Annotated in this window: 14 protein-coding genes; 8 read left to right on the plus strand and 6 right to left on the minus strand. The window is 35.0% G+C overall.

The genetic code is table 11. The features are described 5' to 3' along the window. Positions 1-124 precede the first annotated feature (124 nt). Complete coding sequence (locus VIO64_RS15375; RefSeq protein WP_331919797.1) at positions 125-1684, plus strand: transglutaminase domain-containing protein; 1560 nt, start codon at positions 125-127, stop codon at positions 1682-1684. 61 nt (positions 1685-1745) lie between these two features. Here VIO64_RS15375 and VIO64_RS15380 read toward each other — a convergent pair whose 3' ends face one another. After that, positions 1746-2699 (minus strand): hypothetical protein, encoded by a 954-nt coding sequence (locus VIO64_RS15380; RefSeq protein ID WP_331919799.1) that lies wholly within the window; start codon positions 2697-2699, stop codon positions 1746-1748. 196 nt (positions 2700-2895) lie between these two features. On the opposite strand from VIO64_RS15380, the gene VIO64_RS15385 reads away from it, so the two are divergent. From VIO64_RS15385 to VIO64_RS15405, 5 genes are all read left to right on the plus strand, one after another. After that, positions 2896-4092, plus strand: coding sequence for a Xaa-Pro peptidase family protein (locus tag VIO64_RS15385; RefSeq protein ID WP_331919801.1), 1197 nt, complete (start codon positions 2896-2898; stop codon positions 4090-4092). 294 nt (positions 4093-4386) lie between these two features. After that, positions 4387-5181, plus strand: a complete 795-nt coding sequence (gene ddpX, locus VIO64_RS15390; protein WP_331919803.1) for a D-alanyl-D-alanine dipeptidase — start codon at positions 4387-4389, stop codon at positions 5179-5181. A 252-nt stretch (positions 5182-5433) separates the two neighbouring features. Further along, a complete protein-coding gene (locus VIO64_RS15395; RefSeq protein ID WP_331919805.1) occupies positions 5434-5583 on the plus strand; it encodes a Spo0E family sporulation regulatory protein-aspartic acid phosphatase in 150 nt (49 codons plus the stop codon). Positions 5584-5785: 202 nt separating this feature from the next. Beyond that, positions 5786-5974, plus strand: coding sequence for a hypothetical protein (locus VIO64_RS15400; RefSeq protein WP_331919807.1), 189 nt, complete (start codon positions 5786-5788; stop codon positions 5972-5974). A gap of 248 nt (positions 5975-6222) precedes the next feature. Beyond that, complete coding sequence (locus VIO64_RS15405; RefSeq protein ID WP_331919809.1) at positions 6223-8064, plus strand: hypothetical protein; 1842 nt, start codon at positions 6223-6225, stop codon at positions 8062-8064. Here the strand turns inward: VIO64_RS15405 and VIO64_RS15410 are convergent. Both VIO64_RS15410 and VIO64_RS15415 read right to left on the minus strand, forming a co-directional pair. Beyond that, positions 8061-8507 carry a hypothetical protein gene (locus VIO64_RS15410; protein WP_331919811.1) on the minus strand — a complete coding sequence of 149 codons (447 nt, stop codon included), beginning with the start codon at positions 8505-8507 and terminating at the stop codon, positions 8061-8063. The two genes, VIO64_RS15405 and VIO64_RS15410, sit on opposite strands and share 4 nt — an antisense overlap. A gap of 199 nt (positions 8508-8706) precedes the next feature. After that, complete coding sequence (locus tag VIO64_RS15415; RefSeq protein ID WP_331919813.1) at positions 8707-10353, minus strand: DEAD/DEAH box helicase; 1647 nt, start codon at positions 10351-10353, stop codon at positions 8707-8709. Between the two features lie 1119 nt (positions 10354-11472). Between VIO64_RS15415 and VIO64_RS15420 the strand changes: the two genes are divergently transcribed. Continuing rightward, positions 11473-12570 carry an alpha/beta hydrolase-fold protein gene (locus tag VIO64_RS15420; protein ID WP_331919815.1) on the plus strand — a complete coding sequence of 366 codons (1098 nt, stop codon included), beginning with the start codon at positions 11473-11475 and terminating at the stop codon, positions 12568-12570. Positions 12571-12840: 270 nt separating this feature from the next. On the opposite strand, the gene VIO64_RS15425 is transcribed toward VIO64_RS15420, so the two are convergent. After that, positions 12841-15396 carry a sugar-binding protein gene (locus VIO64_RS15425; RefSeq protein ID WP_331919817.1) on the minus strand — a complete coding sequence of 852 codons (2556 nt, stop codon included), beginning with the start codon at positions 15394-15396 and terminating at the stop codon, positions 12841-12843. A gap of 463 nt (positions 15397-15859) precedes the next feature. Here VIO64_RS15425 and VIO64_RS15430 point away from each other — a divergent pair, with 463 nt between their 5' ends. Next, complete coding sequence (locus VIO64_RS15430) at positions 15860-16525, plus strand: XRE family transcriptional regulator (RefSeq protein WP_331919819.1); 666 nt, start codon at positions 15860-15862, stop codon at positions 16523-16525. A gap of 110 nt (positions 16526-16635) precedes the next feature. Here VIO64_RS15430 and VIO64_RS15435 read toward each other — a convergent pair whose 3' ends face one another. Further along, positions 16636-17409, minus strand: coding sequence for a hypothetical protein (locus VIO64_RS15435; protein ID WP_331919821.1), 774 nt, complete (start codon positions 17407-17409; stop codon positions 16636-16638). A gap of 26 nt (positions 17410-17435) precedes the next feature. Continuing rightward, positions 17436-20003: a molecular chaperone gene (locus VIO64_RS15440; protein ID WP_331919823.1), complete on the minus strand. Its 2568-nt coding sequence runs from the start codon at positions 20001-20003 to the stop codon at positions 17436-17438. Positions 20004-20030: the final 27 nt, after the last annotated feature.

Genomic DNA, 20030 nt, shown 5'->3' on the forward strand with positions numbered 1-20030 from the left:
TATTAATATAATTATCGTAATAAAAATGTTTATATTAATAGTGATTTTATACAAATAATTTTACCATAATAATGTATTATTGGAACCCAAAATTTTATTATATTTTGTTAAGGGGTATAAGGCATTGATCAATAAGTTTACAGTTATAATAGCTATATTGTTCCTTATTGCATTAACAAGCTGTGCTGCGTATAATGCTAGGCAGGAAGAAGGGGTGCAGGATAATCGTTTCACAGCTGGGCCTGTTAGGCAAAGTGCTACTTTTATTGCAGGTCCCACAGCCAAGAAGCAGGATCCTATAAGGGATCTTTTATCTATAGTGGATGATAACCAAAGGCATGGAGAATTTGATGCTGCAAAAAAGCTTATAGCAGGCTATATGGCAAAGAACAAAGCTTTATTAAGTCAGACAGAAATAAAGCTTTTAAATGATGAGATTGAGAGGAACAGGAGGATTCCGCTGGACTATAAGCTTGACGAAAGTCAGCTTTTTGCAGAACTCTCAAAAAGCATTAAAGGATTTGGGAAAAATGAGTTTGTAAAGTGGCAAAAAGAAGGCAGATTTGACATAAAAACTGTCAATGGTCAAAAGAGATTTATGAATTCAAGCAAGAGTAATCTGTTTTTTAGGTATCCTGAGCTCAATGCAAGAAGAATTGATTATAACAATAACATCAATTTTGCCAATGAAGTTTATAATACCATAATCAAAATAAAAACCACAAAGGCCGGGAGTGATGGTGTTGTAAGAGCTCCGTATAAAATGCAGATAAGCCACAGCTTGACTTTAAACAAAGGTCTTGTGAACAAAGGTGCGAAACTTTCCTGCTGGATTCCTTTTCCAATTGCATTTGAAAGTCAGAATAATATTAAGCTAATAAGATCCTCATATCCGGTTAAATCAATCGATAGTGAAAAAAGCCCCATCAGATCGGCTTTTTTTGAGATAACTACCTCCAATGACAACCCGGGCCCGTTTGAAGTTGAGTACAGCTATACTTCCTACAGCAATTACAGAAAGGTAGACCCGTTAAAGGTAGGTAAATATAATGTAAATAGTGATGTTTATAAAAAATACACCAGGGAAGAGCCGCATATTACATTCAGTAATAAAATCACCAGGCAGGTAGATAAGATTATTGGAAGTGAAACCAACCCGTATATAAAAGCAAAGAAAATATATAACTGGATTTGTGACAACATTAAATATAGTTATTGCGTGGAGTACTCCACGCTAAGAAACATAAGCGAGTATACATTGGAAAAGGGTTATGGAGATTGCGGGCAGCAGGCCATGCTGTTTATAAGCATGTGCCGAAGTGAAGGTATACCTGCTCGCTGGCAGTCAGGCTTAGCAGCTTATAACACCAGACAGTTTATTCATGACTGGGCTGAAACCTACATTGAACCATATGGATGGATTCCCGTTGACACTTATATGGGAGTATATTTTACATCCGTATCCAAAGTCTTGGGGAGCAAAAAAAGCAATGAAATAAGAGATTTTTATTTCGGCAATATGGATTACTTCAGGATGGTAGCAAATAAAGGGCATTCCATTGAATTAAAACCGGATAAAAAATACTTGAGATCTGATGCAGTTGACTTCCAAAGGGGAGAGATAGAAAGCGGCAGAAATTTTTATTTTGATGAATGGAAATATAAATTTAAAGTGATAAAGTGATGCTTATGATCTTCCTTCTATAGAATATATAAACATTCTATTACTGTTATTGCTTTATATATTACAGGAATTCATAACTGCCTTTCCAGTTTGTGGATTGGCCTTTTGTAATCTTTTTATTCTTTCCGTTAACAAGGTTGAAGTATACCTTGCCATACGACTCCATAAAGATTGCCGGTAGCTCAGGAGATAGATTGCCAAGTTTACCGAGTCCTACACTGCTATCTATTTTTGCCCTAAGCTTATATGCATTGCTTGAGGAGGCTATAACATAAGAATTTGCAGTTGATTTTTTAGCAGGACCGGAATCGGAATATTTGCCGTAACTACCTGTTTTACCGTTACTGTACTGAATTTTGCCCTTCCATGAATTTACCTGAGCCTGCAGCCCGTAGTATCTTTCCAGCAAGACGTCTTCTAGGGCAGTAGTAGTAATGGATATCCCCACTTTTTTTGGTGTGAAGCTGTATTTTACTACTTCCTTTAAAACGAAGGTCCCCTTTTTTTTAGTGTTATAGGCTTGAATGAGATTTATCACTGTAACCTCTGCGTTTCCATAGTAAGACTTATTTTTAGTAATAGCCTTTCCGTTTACTTTTACAGAAATGCTGGTTGTTTTTGCAGTGGCAGCACCTGTGGCATTGCCGTTACTTCCATGCCAGCCTCCTGTGAATGCAGGGTTACTGTCATCTCCTTTGACAAGAGCTTTTACTACATATGGGCCTAGCCAATCTGTCTTGGATATTAAAAATGGATTTGATTTGTCGGTAACCCACGGGAAAATTCTTTTGGAATTGCTTGTTGTATAGATGGACTTGAGATTAAAGGTGTTATTTATCCCACAAGGCCCAAAAATGAGATGCATGTCTACTTTGGAATTGTGCTTGAATGTTATGTAGACATCGGAGCCCTGCCACACTATACCCTGTTTAGGAGCGTTCTTGGCCAATACATGGGTGGGTAAAATGCTTGTAATAAAGCAGATAGAAAATATTAAAGTAAAAACCCCTTTCATACTATTATCACCTCACCTGTTTTAAAAGAACTATTCCATAAGCATGGAAAATAGATTAATATATTATTATAATTATAATGTCGGCTATTTGTAAAATTTGCATAACTATGCCATGATCAAATTTTCATTGATGCTTAAATAAAAAGTGTAAAAGATTAAATAACTTTTCATAATATATTAACACAGGAGAAGTAAAATGAAAACACAAGTACCTCAAAATGAGCTTGAAGTCAGAATGAAGCAATTTAGAGACAGGATGGACAGAGATAAACCCAATTGGGAGATAGCAGTTATTTTCAGCAAGATAAACCAATATTATTTTACGGGAACAATGCAGGAAGGAATGCTGATAATAGAAAGGAATAATGATGCAGTATATTGGGTAAGAAGAAGCTTTGAACGAGCAAAGATGGAGTCGTTATTTCCTTACATAAGGCAGATGGGAAGCTTCAGAGACGCAGCGGGTGCATATGAAAAACTCCCCGATACCGTTTATGTTGAAACGGAAATTCTTCCGCTGGCTCATTATCAAAGGTTTCAAAAGTACTTTCCCTTTAAGGAATTCAAATCTCTTGATATGCAGATAATGGCTGTGCGAGCAGTAAAAAGTCAGTACGAGCTGACTTTAATGGAACAAGCAGGCAAAATACATAGAAAAGTCCTGGAAGACAGGGTTCCAAAGCTTCTCAGGGAGGGAATGAGCGAGGCTGAGATGGCAGTTGAACTTTACTCAGTACTTATTGAAGAGGGCCATCATGGAGTATCCAGATTTAGCATGTTTGACACCGATGTTGGATTAGGTCATATTTGCTTTGGTGAAAGCTCTTTATATCCCACCTATTTTAATGGTCCTGGAGGGCATGTTGGAATAGGCCCTGCTACTCCCCTTCTAGGGAGCAGGGAGAGAAAGCTTAAACAAGGTGATCTGGTGTTTATTGATATTGGCTGTGGGGTTGAGGGCTATCACACTGATAAGACCATGACATATATGTTTGGAAAGTTTTTACCGAAAGATGCTATTAAAGAACATGATAAATGTGTAGACATACAAAATGAAATTGCAAGCCTGTTAAAACCGGGAGAAGTACCAGCTGTTATTTACAATACTATCATGGGTAAACTAGATGGTGAACTTCTAAATAACTTTATGGGTTATGGAGAGAGAAGGGTTAAATTCCTTGGACACGGTATAGGTTTGCAGATAGATGAATTGCCTGTCATTGCGGAAGGTTTCAATGACCCTTTGACGGAGAATATGGTTTTTGCACTTGAACCCAAGAAAGGCATAAAGGATATTGGAATGGTTGGTATTGAAAATACATTTGTAGTTACCCCCGAGGGTGGGAGGTGCATTACTGGAAGCTGCAACGGATTAATAAAGGTAGATTGCTGAGGATACAAGTGATACTTGATTTGGGTGAAAACAAATAAGACCTTGGGGACGTTTGTCCTCAAGATCCTATTTGCAGGATAGCGTTAAAGAAGCACTAAATTTATCTTAAAGCCTCAAATGCAAGGCACATGAGGATTTAAGCGAAACATAATTTTTACTTTGCGGCAGGTTATCTTCCATATATTGTAGTGGAGGTAACACTACCTGAAATATACTTTTGACTCATCAGCAATTCATAATATCACAACTGAAAGTATAAATCAATTGCTATGAAGGCGAATACAGGTGAATACTATGATTAAAAGGCGTTTTTGTTTATTTTTGTCCATTTTAATAATATTTTTTATATCATATGACAATGCACTACTCATTGAAAATGGCAGTGCTAATGATAACATAAATGTTGCAGCTATAACAAGTACTATGTCTGTATCTGCTAAACCAAGTGCAATTCTAGCGGCTATACCTACTATAGCTATATCCAAAACGCCTATACCTAATACACCCACGCCTTCAACCAAAACCAAGGAAAAAATAAAGGAAGTTAAAGGGTTAGTTGAGCTTTTAAAGCTTGATAACACATTTGTTATTGATATAAAATATGCAACAAAAGACAATTTTACAAAGAAAATAATATATCCATCTGCCAAGTGTATCATCAACAAAAATACTGCTGCAAAACTTATTAAGGCCAATAATGAGTTTAAAAAAATGGGATACAGAATAAAAATTTATGATGCATACAGGCCTCACTCAGCTCAGAAGGTATTATGGGATGCAGCATCGGACAAATCATTTGTTGCAGATCCCAAAAAGGGCTCCAATCACAACAGAGGTGCGGCAGTAGATGTGACTCTGGTGGATAAGTACGGGAAAGAAGTGAGAATGCCTTCAGGATATGATGAATTTACAAAGAGGGCAAAATTGGATTATAAAGATTGCCCCAAGGAACAAATTAATAACCGGGAGTTATTAGGCAGAGTTATGGTTAAATATGGATTCAAGAGAATAAGAAGCGAGTGGTGGCACTTTGATGATTCCGATGCTAAGAAATATCAGGTCCTTGATATTTCATTTAGTAACTTCTAAAATTAGTAATTATTTTCTACTAAAAACAAATAAATGGAATAAAAAGTATATAATAATAATAATTGTATTGACATGTATAAAATGTTATTTTAAAATATGTATGTGTTAAACATTTACAATTTAACTTCGAATGTTAAGTATATATGCAAATAAATGTATTAATTATGTGGGATTACTTAAATAAAAAGGAATTGCTTTTAAAAACATTCCTTAAAATATAATTTTAATATTAAGTTTATTATGGGGGTGACTATGTTTGAACAACTAGAAGACCTAAGAAGCAAGCTTCATGAGGTTATGGAGTCAGGAAGTACAGAAGACATTTTAAGAGTAAGTCAGGAATTAGATGTTCTGATAATGATTTATACTCAAAAGAGCTTGGAAAACAGGGTATCAGATTAATTAACTATTGATAAGGCACTTTAGACTTTGTTCTTCAGTTGATAGGCAGTCCCAAGGCAGGGCATAAGCAACTGGTTATTTTAAGGTTTAAAGTGCTTTATTTTTAATAAAAAATACTATTTTTATTGACAAAAATTTGGCAATTCAATAAAATAGTCGTGTAAGTCATGTAAGTACTATAATTCAATGGAGAGAGGTAACTATGGATATTGAACTTGAATTAGTTAAATTGTGCAATGAGTTTCTTGTCTATGTGAATGAACTGTATGAGGATGACAGCATTGATGGTGAAATGTTAAATAAAATGAGTGGAAGCAAAATGCAGTTTTTGCAATCCTATAAGGATAAATTAAGCTCATTTCCAAATGTTATTACAGCACAGATAATCTAGTATGCTATAACCTGCTTTTTAATCTTAACTGCACAAACATTATTCAAATCTTAACTGATTATCAGTATATGAAACTGCAGCAAAAAAATTAAAATATTGGAACTTTTAAAAACTAAACTCGTCTAAATATAACAGTATCAATTAATGCTTTTTATTTTAGGCTTATTTTTGTTGTCGTTTTATAGATTGGGATAGCAGATTAAGTCTAAATTAACTGGCATAATAGAAAAAATTAAGGAGGTTATTGTATGTTCAAGAGGTTTAGTAGTTTGCTAATGTTAGTACTATGTTTTACTCTGGTTTTAAGCAGCAGTGTTGTGCCATCATTTGCAGCAGTAAAAGGGGCAGCTTCAAAAGCAGCAGTAACAAAGGTTAAGGCTACACCAAAACCTACACCGACAAAGGCAGTAAGTCAAACAGTTACAGTTCAAGGTACAATCAAGGTAAGCCAGGTCCAAAGCCGACAGTTGACTCTTGTCACAGAAAAGAAGGAAATATACAACTTGATAGGAGCTACCTCAGGGCTTGAAAAATGCGTTGACAAGAATGTTGCTGTAACAGGCGTAATGAGGAAAGGAATTATATCAGGACAAGTTGGCATACTCCTGGAAGTAAAATCATTTAGGATTATTTCCACCCCTCCTATAGTTGTACCTACTCCTGTACAGGAAAAAATCTTGGGAACATTGAAGGTTGATAAGTCAGAGACCGGATATTCATTTAGTTTGGCAGCAGAGGATATCTCCTACAGCCTTACCGGAAACACAAAGGGTATGGAAGAATTGGATGGTGCTCAGGTTGTAGTGTATGGAACTCAAAGCATGCTCGCAATATATCCTCCTATATTTATTGTGGACAGCTACACAGTGATTAGCAGGCCTACAGCCACTAGTGTACCGACAGCTGTGCCGTTAACAATTTTAAAGGGTACTCTCGATGTAAGCAAGTATGAGGACCCTGCTACCGATATTGGTGTATCGTATAAAATTTCACTAAAAACCCAGGATGGCCTATTATATACCCTTAATGGAAAAACTGAGGGAATGGAGAGGTATAATGGATATTTGGTTGAGGTTGCAGGTACTATAAGTATGCTTAAGATCTACCCACCAATTTTTATAGTAGAATTCTACAAGATTATTGTAGAGCCAACCGTTACACCAAATTATGACGTTCTCCAGGGAACTTTAAAGGTTATAATAAATGCACCTGTTAGTACTTCTGATTCGTTGGTGCCATCGCAGCAATACAAGTACCTTTTGGGTACTAAAGGCGGAGTTTACGAATTGATTGGAAGCACAAGAGGATTAGAAAAATATAACGGAATGGAAGTTGAGGTAAAGGGAAACCATGTTATGACGCTGCTTTCTGTAGAAACACCTTTGTTCAGTGTTGTATCATACAGGTTGATAAGTGAGCCTGCACCTGTACCTACTACGGAACCGGTTTATGATGTACTTCAGGGAACTCTTAAGCTGGTTGACATAATGACAACAGAGTCATCAAAATTGCCTTATCAGTACCAATTGAGTACTAAAAACGGAGTTTATCAGCTAATAGGTAACACAACCGGGCTAGAAAAGTATAACGGAATGGAAGTTGAGGTAAAGGGAAGTTATGTTATGACAATACTCCCAATACTGCCCACAGAGCTGCCTTTGTTTAGTGTTGTATCATACAGGTTGATAAATGAGCCTACACCTGCTCCTTCAGGTATAGTACATAACATAATTTCCGATAGGCCGCTTTACAGTTGGGGACCGGTTGACGGGGAAGTTAAGGTTCTCGATGGAAAATGCGTTATAAGTTGGATGGAGGGCACCAATAATGCTGTTTTCAAGGCAAAACTGACTGTTCTTAAAGACATTCAGAAGGCTGATTATGAATATGAACTGGTAGTGGCAAAAACTTCAGACAAAGATTCCATAACAGGAATATTTAATATAAGAAAAGATGGCGTAGTTATTGCTAAAGAGATTCCTGGAAAGGTTTATGGAATAAGCGGACCTGCAGGGGAATACTTTAAGTTTTATTCAGAAGATACCAGCTGGCATTTGAGTGCTTATATAACAAGCAGGGTAGATTTCTAAAATAAAATCTTGTAAAGGGCTTTCGCAGCTGCACCATTGTGCTGTACTGCGAAAGCCCTTTTTATAGCCAAAGGGATCTCCCTATAATTTTCTTTGTTAATATTATCGACTGCCCCCGCTGTAAATGAGTCAAGAATAATGTCATCATCTTTTAGAGAGGTAAGCATTATTACTTTTGTATTTTTAATCTCCGCAACATCCATTGCTGCGTAAATGCCTTCACAGCGGTTGATTATATTATCAGTGCTTATGGATATCTTAATAATCTGATTTTTTAAAGTATGATTAAAAATTGCGGTGCCGGAGAAAATATTGCTTAAAACCGAAAATAGAAATTGCTTTTCAACTTTGATTTTAACCCCCATAACGCCGTATTTGAATGAGAAATAAAGAAAGAACAAAAAGGTAAGAAAAATTGTAATCAATGTTATTACAAGCGTCATACATATGTCTCCTAATAAGCATAGTAGAGAGTAGTATTATAGACATTATTAAAGTGGTTTCTGAGCACTAAATTATAGGAATAGAACTTTTGTTTTAGAAATTATAGAATATAAAAATTGCTTAGATACCGAACTGTATATAATTAGTTTTACAGTTCGGTATTTAAAACGAAGTGAAATGAGGGTTTTAATTAAAGGATTATTCTTTTCGCGGTCTGCTTAATTTTGATTTCTTTTTTGCATGCGATTTTTCTATATTGATCTTTTTGCCCTTCATTTTGTAGTTCTTCATTGAATCAAGGACTTCCGAAGAATACTCTCTAGGTACTTCAACAAAAGTATAGTTATCAAAGATTTCTATAGCACCGATAAGTTTACCTGGTAAACTTGTTGAGGAAGCTATACCCTCAACGATATTTCTAGGCTGTATCTTGTTGGCTCTGCCTATATTGATAAATAGCCTGACCATCTCTCCATCTATCTCAGGAGGGTCTTCATCAATCTCCTTGACAGGTAGTATGTGTTTTCCAGTCTGCGATGTATACAGTTTTAGCAATGCTGCAGCCACATCATGGGATGTAATAAAATTTTCTTCAGTGTTTTGATCGTTTAATGTATCCACAATTTTTTCAACATAGCCTATATATTTATCATACTGTCCATCGAGAATGGCATTTTTAATTGACTCAATCATGCTGTTCATCTTATTCTCTTCTACATCCGAGTAAGTCGGAGGTTTCATAAGAGTGATAGATGACTTGGTATATCTTTGAATATCCCGAAGTTTATAAATTTCACGACCTGTGACAAATGTGAAGGCCTTTCCTGATCTGCCTGCACGGCCTGTTCTTCCTATTCTGTGAACATAATACTCTTCGTCATTTGGAATGTCGTAGTTAAAAACAGCATCCACATCATCCACATCTATTCCTCGAGCGGCAACATCGGTGGCAATACAAATATCAAATCGGCCTTTTCTGAACCTGTTCATTACCTTGTCTCTCTGTTCCTGTCGCATGTCACCGTGAAGGGCTTCAGCAGCATAACCTCGGGACTGCAGGTTGACAGCAAGCTCATCAACTCTTTTTTTAGTGTTACAAAAAACAAGTGAAAGCTTTATGTTATTTGTATCTATAAGCCTTGAAAGAACCTCAAGCTTGGCCCCTTCACTTACTTCAAGATAATACTGCTCAATGCTTGGAACTGTAAGCTCCTTGTGGGAAACCTTTATGTGCGTGGGATTTTTCTGGTATTTGGATGTAAGCTCCAATATTTCCTTTGGCATTGTGGCAGAGAATAAAATAGTTTGTTTTTCTTCCGGAACCTTTTCCAATATTATATCAATATCTTCTCTAAAGCCCATATTAAGCATTTCATCAGCTTCGTCCAATATAACCATTTTCAAATTGGCAAGCTTTAGGGTATGCCTTCTCATGTGGTCCATAATACGCCCTGGGGTTCCGATTATTATCTGGGGACGTTTTTTTAAAGCCATTATCTGACGCTCAATGGGCTGTCCTCCATATATAGGCAGTATTTTAACCTTGCTTTTGTATTTGGATACATTTTTAAGCTCTTCTGCCGATTGTATCGCAAGTTCTCTTGTAGGGCAAAGCACAAGAACCTGAATTCCATCAAGGTCAGGATCCAGCATTTCAATTGCAGGAATACCGAAGGCACATGTTTTGCCTGTTCCGGTCTGAGCTTGACCTATTACGTCTTTTCCTTCCATTATATGAGGTATGGATTGAGATTGTATTGAGGTGGCTTCCTCAAATCCCATTTCTGCTATAGCTTTCTGTACCTCCCCAGAAAGATTTAAATCTTTAAAAATTAAATTATCCACTTCTATCTCCTTCTATATACCATTATTCATTTTTTAGTGCTTTTATTTAAGTAATCATATAATGATTTTATTTTTTCTATAATATTTTTTTCCCAGATTTTCTGATCTTCACTCAAAGATCTTAAATTCCATCTGTCTTATTATATGTATATATCTTTTTGATAATAAGAAAGCAGGTTATTGCCATTCATTACAAAATTACCAGCTTTTGAAGCAGTCCTACAGATACCCGAGCAAATAAGATTTTCAATAAAATAGCTAATATCTAAGGATATGCTTTTAGTATCACCTATTACCAGGCCCAAAAATTCTTTAATAATGAGCAGCATAATTCCTAAGAAAAGAATATCTTATCCAGTATGAAACCAACCTCCTAAAGTATGGAAAGACACAATAGCTTTTCCATACAAATTATCATTATATCATAAAATGTTAACATTAAACATGATTTATTAAATAATATTTTTTATAAATTAGGAAGTAACATTTTAATTATTACTCATTTGATATGGCTTTGAATTCTCCATATGAGATAATTATTACTGTGGAAGAGGAAAATACCACCATTTATATCAATTGCCAAATCTCTCGGTTTGGATAAAAATACAGTATAATTTGATGCGGAAGTTAAATGTTTATTGCTGTTTTCTACTGAACAGGTAATTACGTTCATACAGATATAAATTGGATGCCAGGGGAGTATTACAATTCAAAAAAGATCTGAATTTAAATAATTACTACATAAATGTAAGAATGGATAATATAGTATCTAACAGTATGACACAAAACACAAAATAATATCAAAAACTAGGTATGATGATATGGTTGAGGATTACTTTAAAGGTGAGCAAGAAGTCATACTTAAATATATTTGAATTTTTTAAATAGATAGAACACAAAAAAATATTTTTTAACGAATAAAGTATTATGAAATGCTAAAAATTTGTGAACTGCAATATTTATATAATTTTTTATCCATACCCAAGATAGTATTGTTTTGGTTAAATGAGCTAAAGAAAGAATTGAAAGGGGGAGTTATTCAACAAAATATCCAGATGAATAACAAAATAGATATTTACATTAATAAATATCAACAAAATTTTATTGGAGGTTTATACTATGATTAAAAAGGCTTTGTGTGTATTTTTTAGCAGTGTAGTGGTTGTTACATGCATAAATTTTTCAGCTATTACTGTATCAGCAGATGCACCGTCGGGATTTGACCAAGTAAAAAACGTTCCACATGGAACAATAACAACACAGACGTATTATTCGACTACAACAAAAACTAACCGAAAAGTAAACGTTTATACTCCGCCCGGGTATTCAACCAGCAAAAAGTACAATGTGCTCTACCTATTGCATGGTATTGGTGGCGATCATGATGAATGGAAAAACGGAGGTAATCCTCAAAATATTCTTGACAATTTATATGCAGAAAATAAATTGGCCGATATGATAGTAGTTATGCCAAATGGCCGTGCAATGGCTGATGACAGGTCAGTTGGAGATATTTATGCTTCTGATAAGGTAGCAGCTTTTGATAATTTTCAATATGATTTGAAAGATAATTTGATTCCTTACATAGAGTCACAGTATCCTGTACTTACTAATCGCGAAAATAGAGCTATTGGCGGTTTATCAATGGGTGGAGGACAGTCATTGAATTTCGGTTTTAAATACATGGATTTATTTGCGTATATTGGTGCATTTTCACCAGCACCAAATACTAATTCTCCAACTGTACTTGTACCTGATGCAGAAAAGGTTAAGAAAAATATGAGAGTTATTTATATTTCCTGTGGTTTACAAGATAGTCTTATAAACAATGCTAAGGGAGTTCATGATCATTTGGATAAAAATGGTGTTGCACATACATATTTTACAAGAGCAGGTGGGCATGATTTTGTTATGTGGAAGGAAAGCTTATATCAGTATTCACAGCTAATATTTAAAGGTTTGGCTTCTCCAACACCAACAAATACTCCAACAAACACACCGACAAATACACCTGTACCAACTCCTACAAAGAAGATTAGTTATGATTTAACCGATGATGGTTATATAAATATGGCTGATGTAATAGTTCTTGCTACTAAATTTAATTCAGTAAAAGGTGATTTAGTTTATAGCGAGATATGTGACTTTGATAAAAACGGTGCTATTAACATGGCAGATGTTATTATTCTTGCTCGTTTGTTTAATTCAGTTGTATAAAAATAAATGAATTTATCGTTCCTCATGACTAAAGGGGTGTTTGCCAAATATAGGTAGACGCCTCTTTTGTAATTCTTATGAGTAGCAATCAATATGAAGATAAAAAGGTTATTAGTGTGTTATTAATAATACATACATAAAAAACCGGCAGTTGTTGAAAAATGTTCAAACGCTGCCGGCTTAATGCTTCTTAAGATTATAAGGTTTCTTTTAAACCTCAGTAAATCATTTTTAATTGCTCACGATGGTTTTGAAGGAAACAAAAGTCCGCTATATGGTTTTATTTTTCAAACACTTGGATAGTACAGTAAATATTTCAGCTCTGGTAATGCTTTTGCCGGGTTTAAATGTATTGTCCTCATATCCATTGACAATTTGGGACTCAGTGGATTTTGCTACAAACTTGTATGCCCAGTCTGATATATCTTTTGCATCTATAAACTTTAGCTTATTATTTGATTCCCCAAGATTAAATGCTTTCATGATAATGGTTACTGCTTCTTGTCTGCTGCAATTCTTATCAGGTTTGAATGTTTTATCATCAAATCCCAATATAATGCCTTTTTCTTTAGCCAATGCTATATAGCCTGCCGCCCATGAAGGAATACTGTTTTTGTCGGCAAAATCCAATGCGGGCTTTTCAGATGGCTTTAATCCCATCGCTTTAAGTACAGTTACTGTAAGTTCAGCCCTTGATATGTTTTTATCAGGTCTGATTGTACCGTCCTCATAGCCGCTTAAGATATTCTTTGCTATCAAATCGTTTATGAAATCTTTTGCCCAGTGATTCAATATGTCATTAAAACCAACTGCCGGTTTTGGCTTATTTTCCTCTGTTTTTGTACCGGGTGTAGGTGTAGCAGTTGCAGTTGGTGTAGCAGTTGGAGTTGAAGTGGAAGTTTGATTATTGACTTGTGATCCGCCTGAGTTAGTACTGGTTGTAGGAGTGCTGGTTGGAACAATAGTACTAGTTGGAACAGGAGCTAATTTTTCATCTTTAAATACATCAGGTAATATGTCATAGATGTACTGATTTATAAAACTCCAATTATGTGTGCCATTTTCGCTTACAATAAAATAGAAATTACCTTTTGTTGTATCTGACGAATATATGAAACTATCCTTTAATTGTTTTAAAGCATCTATCTGAGGTTTCATGTTATTATATGCAGGATCCATTTTACCTGTAGCACAGAACACCTTAAAATCTTTAGGTGCAGTATAACCAGCATTTTTAGGAATGCTATTCAGATACTCTGCTGTTTTCTGAGCGTCACTATCTCCAGCTTTCTGACCCAGTGCCCAACAGTCACCGCTTAACGGCATAAAATATTTGATATAGTCAATACAGTTAATAAACGTGTACCATGTACATACCGAACCCATTGAGAATCCGCCAAAAGCTCGATGATCTCTTGAAGCCTTAATACCCTGCAAACTTGCTGATGGTAAATAGGTATTATATTTTGTTTCAACCAAGGAAATAACTGTATCGGTCAATTCCTGATAAAAATATGCCACATCATTTTTACCACCATAAAATGAAGGTGTTACAACTATAAGTGGCTCAATATCTCCCTTTGCAATCATATTATCAAGGATTTTCATCAGTTCTTTTCTCTCACCAGGTCCACCGAATACTAAATTCTCATTTTCTCCGCCACCGTGCATAAGGTATAAAACGTTATACTTTTTATTCTTATCAGATGTGTTATATCCGTAAGGGAGGTATACATTTAGATATTTAGTGTCCTTTATTTCTGAATAAACTGCATTAGTTACGCTATACTCTAATTTTTCAATAGTTCCTTGCTGTTCATTATCTGCTCTATATTCATCAGGAACCAACTTAAATTCTTTTTCGTTAGCTGCTTCTTCTGTCAGAATTAGCTTACCAATAGCTGTCTTTAAGGCTTCTAATTCATCATCAATTTCCTTCTGAGTGACATTTTCTTTTGCAACAACTTCTTCTGCTTTTTTTATTGCATCTGTTACTACACTTTCATTTGTATAACGTGTAAAATCAATTTTTTTCGCACTATTAATAAGATTCATAAGGTTATAAGGATTCACTCCACTGACTGCACCATCTGCCTTTCCGGTAAGCAAGACTGCTCCAAATACACTGGTGTCTCTCCAACCATTGCCTGTAGAATCAAAAACATTAATGGTACCGACTCTGTTTGGACCTAGTCCATCATTAATCTGTAAATCCAATCCAAGAACTTTTCCATTTGAAGGCTTGTCCTTCAATGCAATTCTTGCTTCAATCAAATAGCCATCATCAGTTTTTTTAGTGCCAGTGTAAAACCGTTCTATATCACCGATATCAGAGGAAGGGGAATTTTCATAATTTACTCTAAAATGCAAATCATCAACATTATAGTCTACAGTTTTGTCATTTTTCTCATCTAAAAAGATTTCTGCTGAATCTTGCATATATAGATTAGAGGATTGTACAGACAAATATTCGTCCTTTACTTCTGCAAGGACATACAAAGCATTGTCATCCCATAAGGATTTAAAAGTGGCTGAAGCATAAACATTGCCTATTATGCATTGTGGTTTAACCTCTTGTGCATTATTCCAAACATCATCTATATCACCGTCAATAATAGGTGATCCGAAGTAAGAAACCATTCTTTTCTGTGAATCAAGACCATTCTCATCCACAGGCACTTTTGTTGATGACGAAGTATCATGAGCAATGACAGCCTTAGTATTTTCTGTAACTGCCCATAGATTGACAGTGGACATCATGCTCACAATCAGGATGCTTGATAGAATAAAACACAAATACTTAACAAAACCTTTTTTCAAAATCATTGTTACTCCTCCTTAAAAATTATAATTAGTATATTCCTTGCAATTGTTGCCATATATGTTTTGCTACAAAATGTATTATGTATTTTCAAAAGCCCTTAGTATTTATATGCATTACAATTTTGTATTAGGCAGTATATTCCTGGAATTCATGTTTTATCCATCCAATCGTAATTTTAAAAATACCATATAATAAATTTTAATTCAACGAAAAAATTACTTATTTTCATTAAAATTCTGTCATTTTAAATCCAATTGAGTTTATTTATGGGAATATTAATTTAGTAGAAAAAAGAATATTTTAGTCATGACTAGGACAAGTATCTTGAACGGGATACTTTTTTAAAATATAATGGTTATTGAAATAGAGTTTTCGTTTAATTACAACTAATTTGATAATAAATTATAATACGTATTGATGAAATGCAGCAGTATAAACAAATATCGTTAAACTAGGAGAATATATATGAGTAGACTAGGTAATGAAATCAGCAGGCTGAGAAAGGAAGTCGGTATGACACACAAGCAGCTTGCAAAAATTGTTGGCGTGTCGGAAGCCTATATCATTGATGTTGAATCAGGCAAAAAAATATTGAGTGAGGAACTGGTAAATAAAATATCAAAGGCATTGAGGAAAGAAATAAGCAAGGTTGACTTATACGATGATGAAAAATATAACAAGCCTGAACCTGATCCTAAAGTAGTCAGGATAGTTGAAAAGCCTGTGCAGGATGTTTGGAACGATGCATTGGCAGGAGTTTTAGCAGCGGTTCCGGTATACAATTATAAGATGGACAAGGCTATGGATACTAAGAAGATGCCCATAATTTCCAATAAGGTTGAAGGCTATCCCAAGGATAAGGTGTTTTATTTGTCCATAGAGGATGATGACATGGCAGGTTTTAGGATAGGTAAGGGCGATGTTTCATTGTGTCACAGCACTCATGAATTTGAAAAAGACGGAATCTATTTTGTTGAGATAAATGGGAGAAGGGTTGTAAGGCAAATTAAATCTATAGACGCTTCAAAGTTTCTTGTTGTAAGCAATAGGGGAAGCCTTGTAACGACTACTCTGTTTAAGAAGGACGTTAAGGTGCTGGCGAAGCTCATAAAGCTCGAGATTGTGCTTTGATAGCTAAGTTAAAGTGATAAATCTATTAAATTTATCAACACTTTTAATATAATAAAATATATAATAGTTTTTCTCATAAAGAAAGCTGGGAGAATTTCTCCCAGCCTGCATTAATCCACAATTATTCTATTTGGCCTGTTAGGGCGTGATTCAACCCTCTTTATGCCGCTTTCAATTTCTTTAACAATTGTTGTTAAATGCTTATAAATCTGCAAATTGGTATAATCCTTATACTCCATTTTTAGACGATTGGCTATGTAATACAGAATCATATCCCTGGTAACTTCATTTTCACTTATACAATGCATTGCAAAGCTGACATCATATATGTTTTCAGAGTTGTGCTTTAGAACTATCCTTGAAAAATATCTTAATATTTCAGGGCTAAGGGTGCTTTTACTATATCCCGAATACTCAGCATTTATTATATTAACAGTATTAAACTCGGTAGCAAAATCATAAAAGTCAGTGTAAACAGACCTTAATATTGCACCTTCACGAAGCTTAAATCTACCCAGTTCCAGCTCATCATCGCTTTTTTCAATTACATCGTCTATAAAAATTTTGGTTTTATATGTGCTAAAGTCTCCTTCAGAGCTGTCACCAAGGAATTTTACCTTTATCACAACTTCCTTGTTTGTGTTGTAATAGGGAAATTCGTGCTGGCCTGTAAGCATATATATCCGACCGTGATGCTTAATAATACCGCTTTTGACGGTGATGTTGTTGCCACCTATATGTATATCGGTACCTCCAATTATGCCATTTGAGTATTCTTTAAAATAGATGTCGAAAAAGTCTCTTGGAAAATCCCTTAAATTCTCCAACATCTCTTTTTTTAGTATTCTGCCCTTTCCAAAGTTAGGGAAAATATTCGAAAACAATTAAAACTCCTCCCTCAGCCGTATTACTATTTTAAACCGTCAAAGAAATCAAGTTCGGATAAATCATCTTCAAAGGCAAAGAACTTCTTTTTGCCGATATAGAGATGATCTTCCTTTCTGGCAATCGGTACTACATGGAATCCCCAGTTTCTATCGTGAGCATATAGGAAGAACCGAACCTCACCGTTGTGTATTGTATCTGTGTCTTCTTGCATTATTTTTCCATGGTACTCCTGTGTTACTTCTTCAGGCAGGATTCGTCTATAGTCGTTAAAATCGTTCTTATATATATACTTTTGCCTTAAAGCACCTTCATGGCTCTTTAATGAAAACTCTATTTCCAATACTCCAATTGGCCTTGATATATAGCCTCTTGCCTGAGTTACCTTGTCTAAGCTGCATATGAGCAATTTCTCCTGCTTATTGAAGGTGAGAGCACTAACAGAGTAAGGTATAACAGGAACATTATTCCTTATGACAGCCTCAATATCTCCGATCTTCTTGGAATTGAGATAACGTAAAACTCCTCTTAAGCAGGATAGCTTAAGGTCAGGAATGCTCTCGTCTTCTTCCTTCCTTTGCTTGAACTCTATGCTCCTACCCGGCACAAATTCCTTTAATGCTTCTTTAAAAATATCTATTCTACAAGATTGTCCTGTAAGTTTTATTATGGAATAGTCCTGCAGTTTTCTGTTCTGGTAAAAGGTATCCAAAAACTTTCTTACAATTTCGTATATATCGCCTTTTATAAGCTTGTTGATTTCTTTTATATTAAATACAATATCAGGAACATCATATACCGTCTTGAAAGTACCTTTATCTATTATTGAAATACACCATTTATTAAGGGTGGTGATATGTAGGTCGCTTTCCTGGCCGTCTATATCGGTACAATTAAACTTGTTTCTGAGTATGTTGGTTTTTTGGAAGAATTCCTTTTTCATATTATCAGCGATTTCCCAGAGGAAGTAGAAATTGTTTTTGACACGCTGATAATCTTCACCTAATTTGTTTTCGTATTCTTTAAATTTTGTAGGAATTACTTTTTCTGCCTCATTGTAGAATTGCTCAAACCTCTCATATACCATGGAAACACCATATTCGTCAACGTATCTAAATATATCACCACTTGGAAGGTCGATGAGATGGTCAATGTCAAAAACCTCATTTTTATTTTTGTAATATTGTGCAAAAAGAATTTTCATAAACTGCAGTATTCTGTATGTTATATTGTTACCTCCGAAATTGGTGTCACCATTTTCATAGGTTGTGTTAATATCAATTTTATAGGAAATATAGCCTTCCTCAATCCTGAAAGAACAGGAGGACAGGTCGGTAGTTCCGCCTCCGCAGTCTATTATCAGTGCATTGTATTCATCTCCGTCAATACACTTGTTCTTATCAATCTGGTCGGCAATTGTATTATATAAAACTGCAATACCTTCATCAAGGGCATCTTCGATTTCAAGCCTGTACTCAGGGACAATTTCCTGGAACATTTCTAAGAACTGCTGTTTGAGCTTTACAGGGCTGGATATATGTATGTTTTTGAATTTGCATTTAAACTGATGCTCGGCAGTCTGAATAATATGTTTAATATAGGACCTTATTATATCGCCCCTGCTTACTAATGCAGTGCGTCCCCTATCATCGTATATTTCTTCCATTTTATGATAATTGTTGACCCATCTTTTAATGCCCTGAAAAAAACTGGCTTTGCCGGTATAATCAAACCTTCTTAGAATGTTTTTTGCTTCATATCCATATATGTATTTAACATTCTGAGAATCCAAACAGTCCGCTACGTAGACCAGTGTAGGTATGATTTCTACCCATTTCTCGTCTTTTTTCGTTACATCCAGAAACTTTACAACATTAATTTCATTTAGCTTTATGCGTTCATTCAAAATATCATTATAACATGGTGAAGATACGTAGCTGCTGCTCAAAAAGGCACCTGCTGTGGTATTGGAGGTACCGAAGTCAATTGCAAGAACTGTGTCGGTTTCTTCAAGCTCTTTAAACTCCAGGTCTATTACAGGAATTTTATAGTACTGGAGATTTGGCGTAGGAAGAGGCTTGTCTGAATAATAGACTTTATAAAGGTACTCCGAATCATCTTTTTTGAAGAATAGAAAGCTATAATTTCTGCTATTTATTTTCTCAATCTTGAGATTGTTCTCTACAACAAGAAAGTAAATATTTTCTTTTGTAGGATCCTTTACAAGATTAAAAATTCCGCAAAGATTGTTATTTTCATTAATGAGAAGTACATTGGATTCCTCAATATCGTTTTCAATCTCAATCCTGTACATATCTTCTTTTTTTAGACCCATATCATTATATAGAGTTATTTTAGCAGGTATCTTGATCTTTTCCTTATCCTGAAGGGGAGTAACCAAGTATGTCTTGATTATTTTATTGATCTTTTCAAAGCCGATTTCCCTATATTCTTTGATAAGGAGGCTTTCCTCGGCACTTCTGTATTTTAATATGGTAGATATGAGTCTTTCCCTATCAAGGTTATCAGCAATACCTGTGATAAGTCTCTCGTCGTAACAGATGTTACGAAGCTGGTAGGTGGTCATCTCCATAAGCTCAGCTCTTTTATATAATCTTTT

This window comes from Pseudobacteroides sp., assembly GCF_036567765.1.
Classification (GTDB): domain Bacteria; phylum Bacillota; class Clostridia; order Acetivibrionales; family DSM-2933; genus Pseudobacteroides.

Coding starts and splice junctions, on each gene's coding strand:
- VIO64_RS15380 (WP_331919799.1), bottom strand. CDS start 2,699: ATGAAAGGGGTTTTTACTTTAATATTTTCTATCTGCTTTATTACAAGC.
- VIO64_RS15385 (WP_331919801.1), top strand. CDS start 2,896: ATGAAAACACAAGTACCTCAAAATGAGCTTGAAGTCAGAATGAAGCAA.
- ddpX (WP_331919803.1), top strand. CDS start 4,387: ATGATTAAAAGGCGTTTTTGTTTATTTTTGTCCATTTTAATAATATTT.
- VIO64_RS15395 (WP_331919805.1), top strand. CDS start 5,434: ATGTTTGAACAACTAGAAGACCTAAGAAGCAAGCTTCATGAGGTTATG.
- VIO64_RS15400 (WP_331919807.1), top strand. CDS start 5,786: ATGGATATTGAACTTGAATTAGTTAAATTGTGCAATGAGTTTCTTGTC.
- VIO64_RS15405 (WP_331919809.1), top strand. CDS start 6,223: ATGTTCAAGAGGTTTAGTAGTTTGCTAATGTTAGTACTATGTTTTACT.
- VIO64_RS15410 (WP_331919811.1), bottom strand. CDS start 8,507: ATGACGCTTGTAATAACATTGATTACAATTTTTCTTACCTTTTTGTTC.
- VIO64_RS15420 (WP_331919815.1), top strand. CDS start 11,473: ATGATTAAAAAGGCTTTGTGTGTATTTTTTAGCAGTGTAGTGGTTGTT.
- VIO64_RS15425 (WP_331919817.1), bottom strand. CDS start 15,396: ATGATTTTGAAAAAAGGTTTTGTTAAGTATTTGTGTTTTATTCTATCA.
- VIO64_RS15430 (WP_331919819.1), top strand. CDS start 15,860: ATGAGTAGACTAGGTAATGAAATCAGCAGGCTGAGAAAGGAAGTCGGT.
- VIO64_RS15440 (WP_331919823.1), bottom strand. CDS start 20,003: ATGGAGATGACCACCTACCAGCTTCGTAACATCTGTTACGACGAGAGA.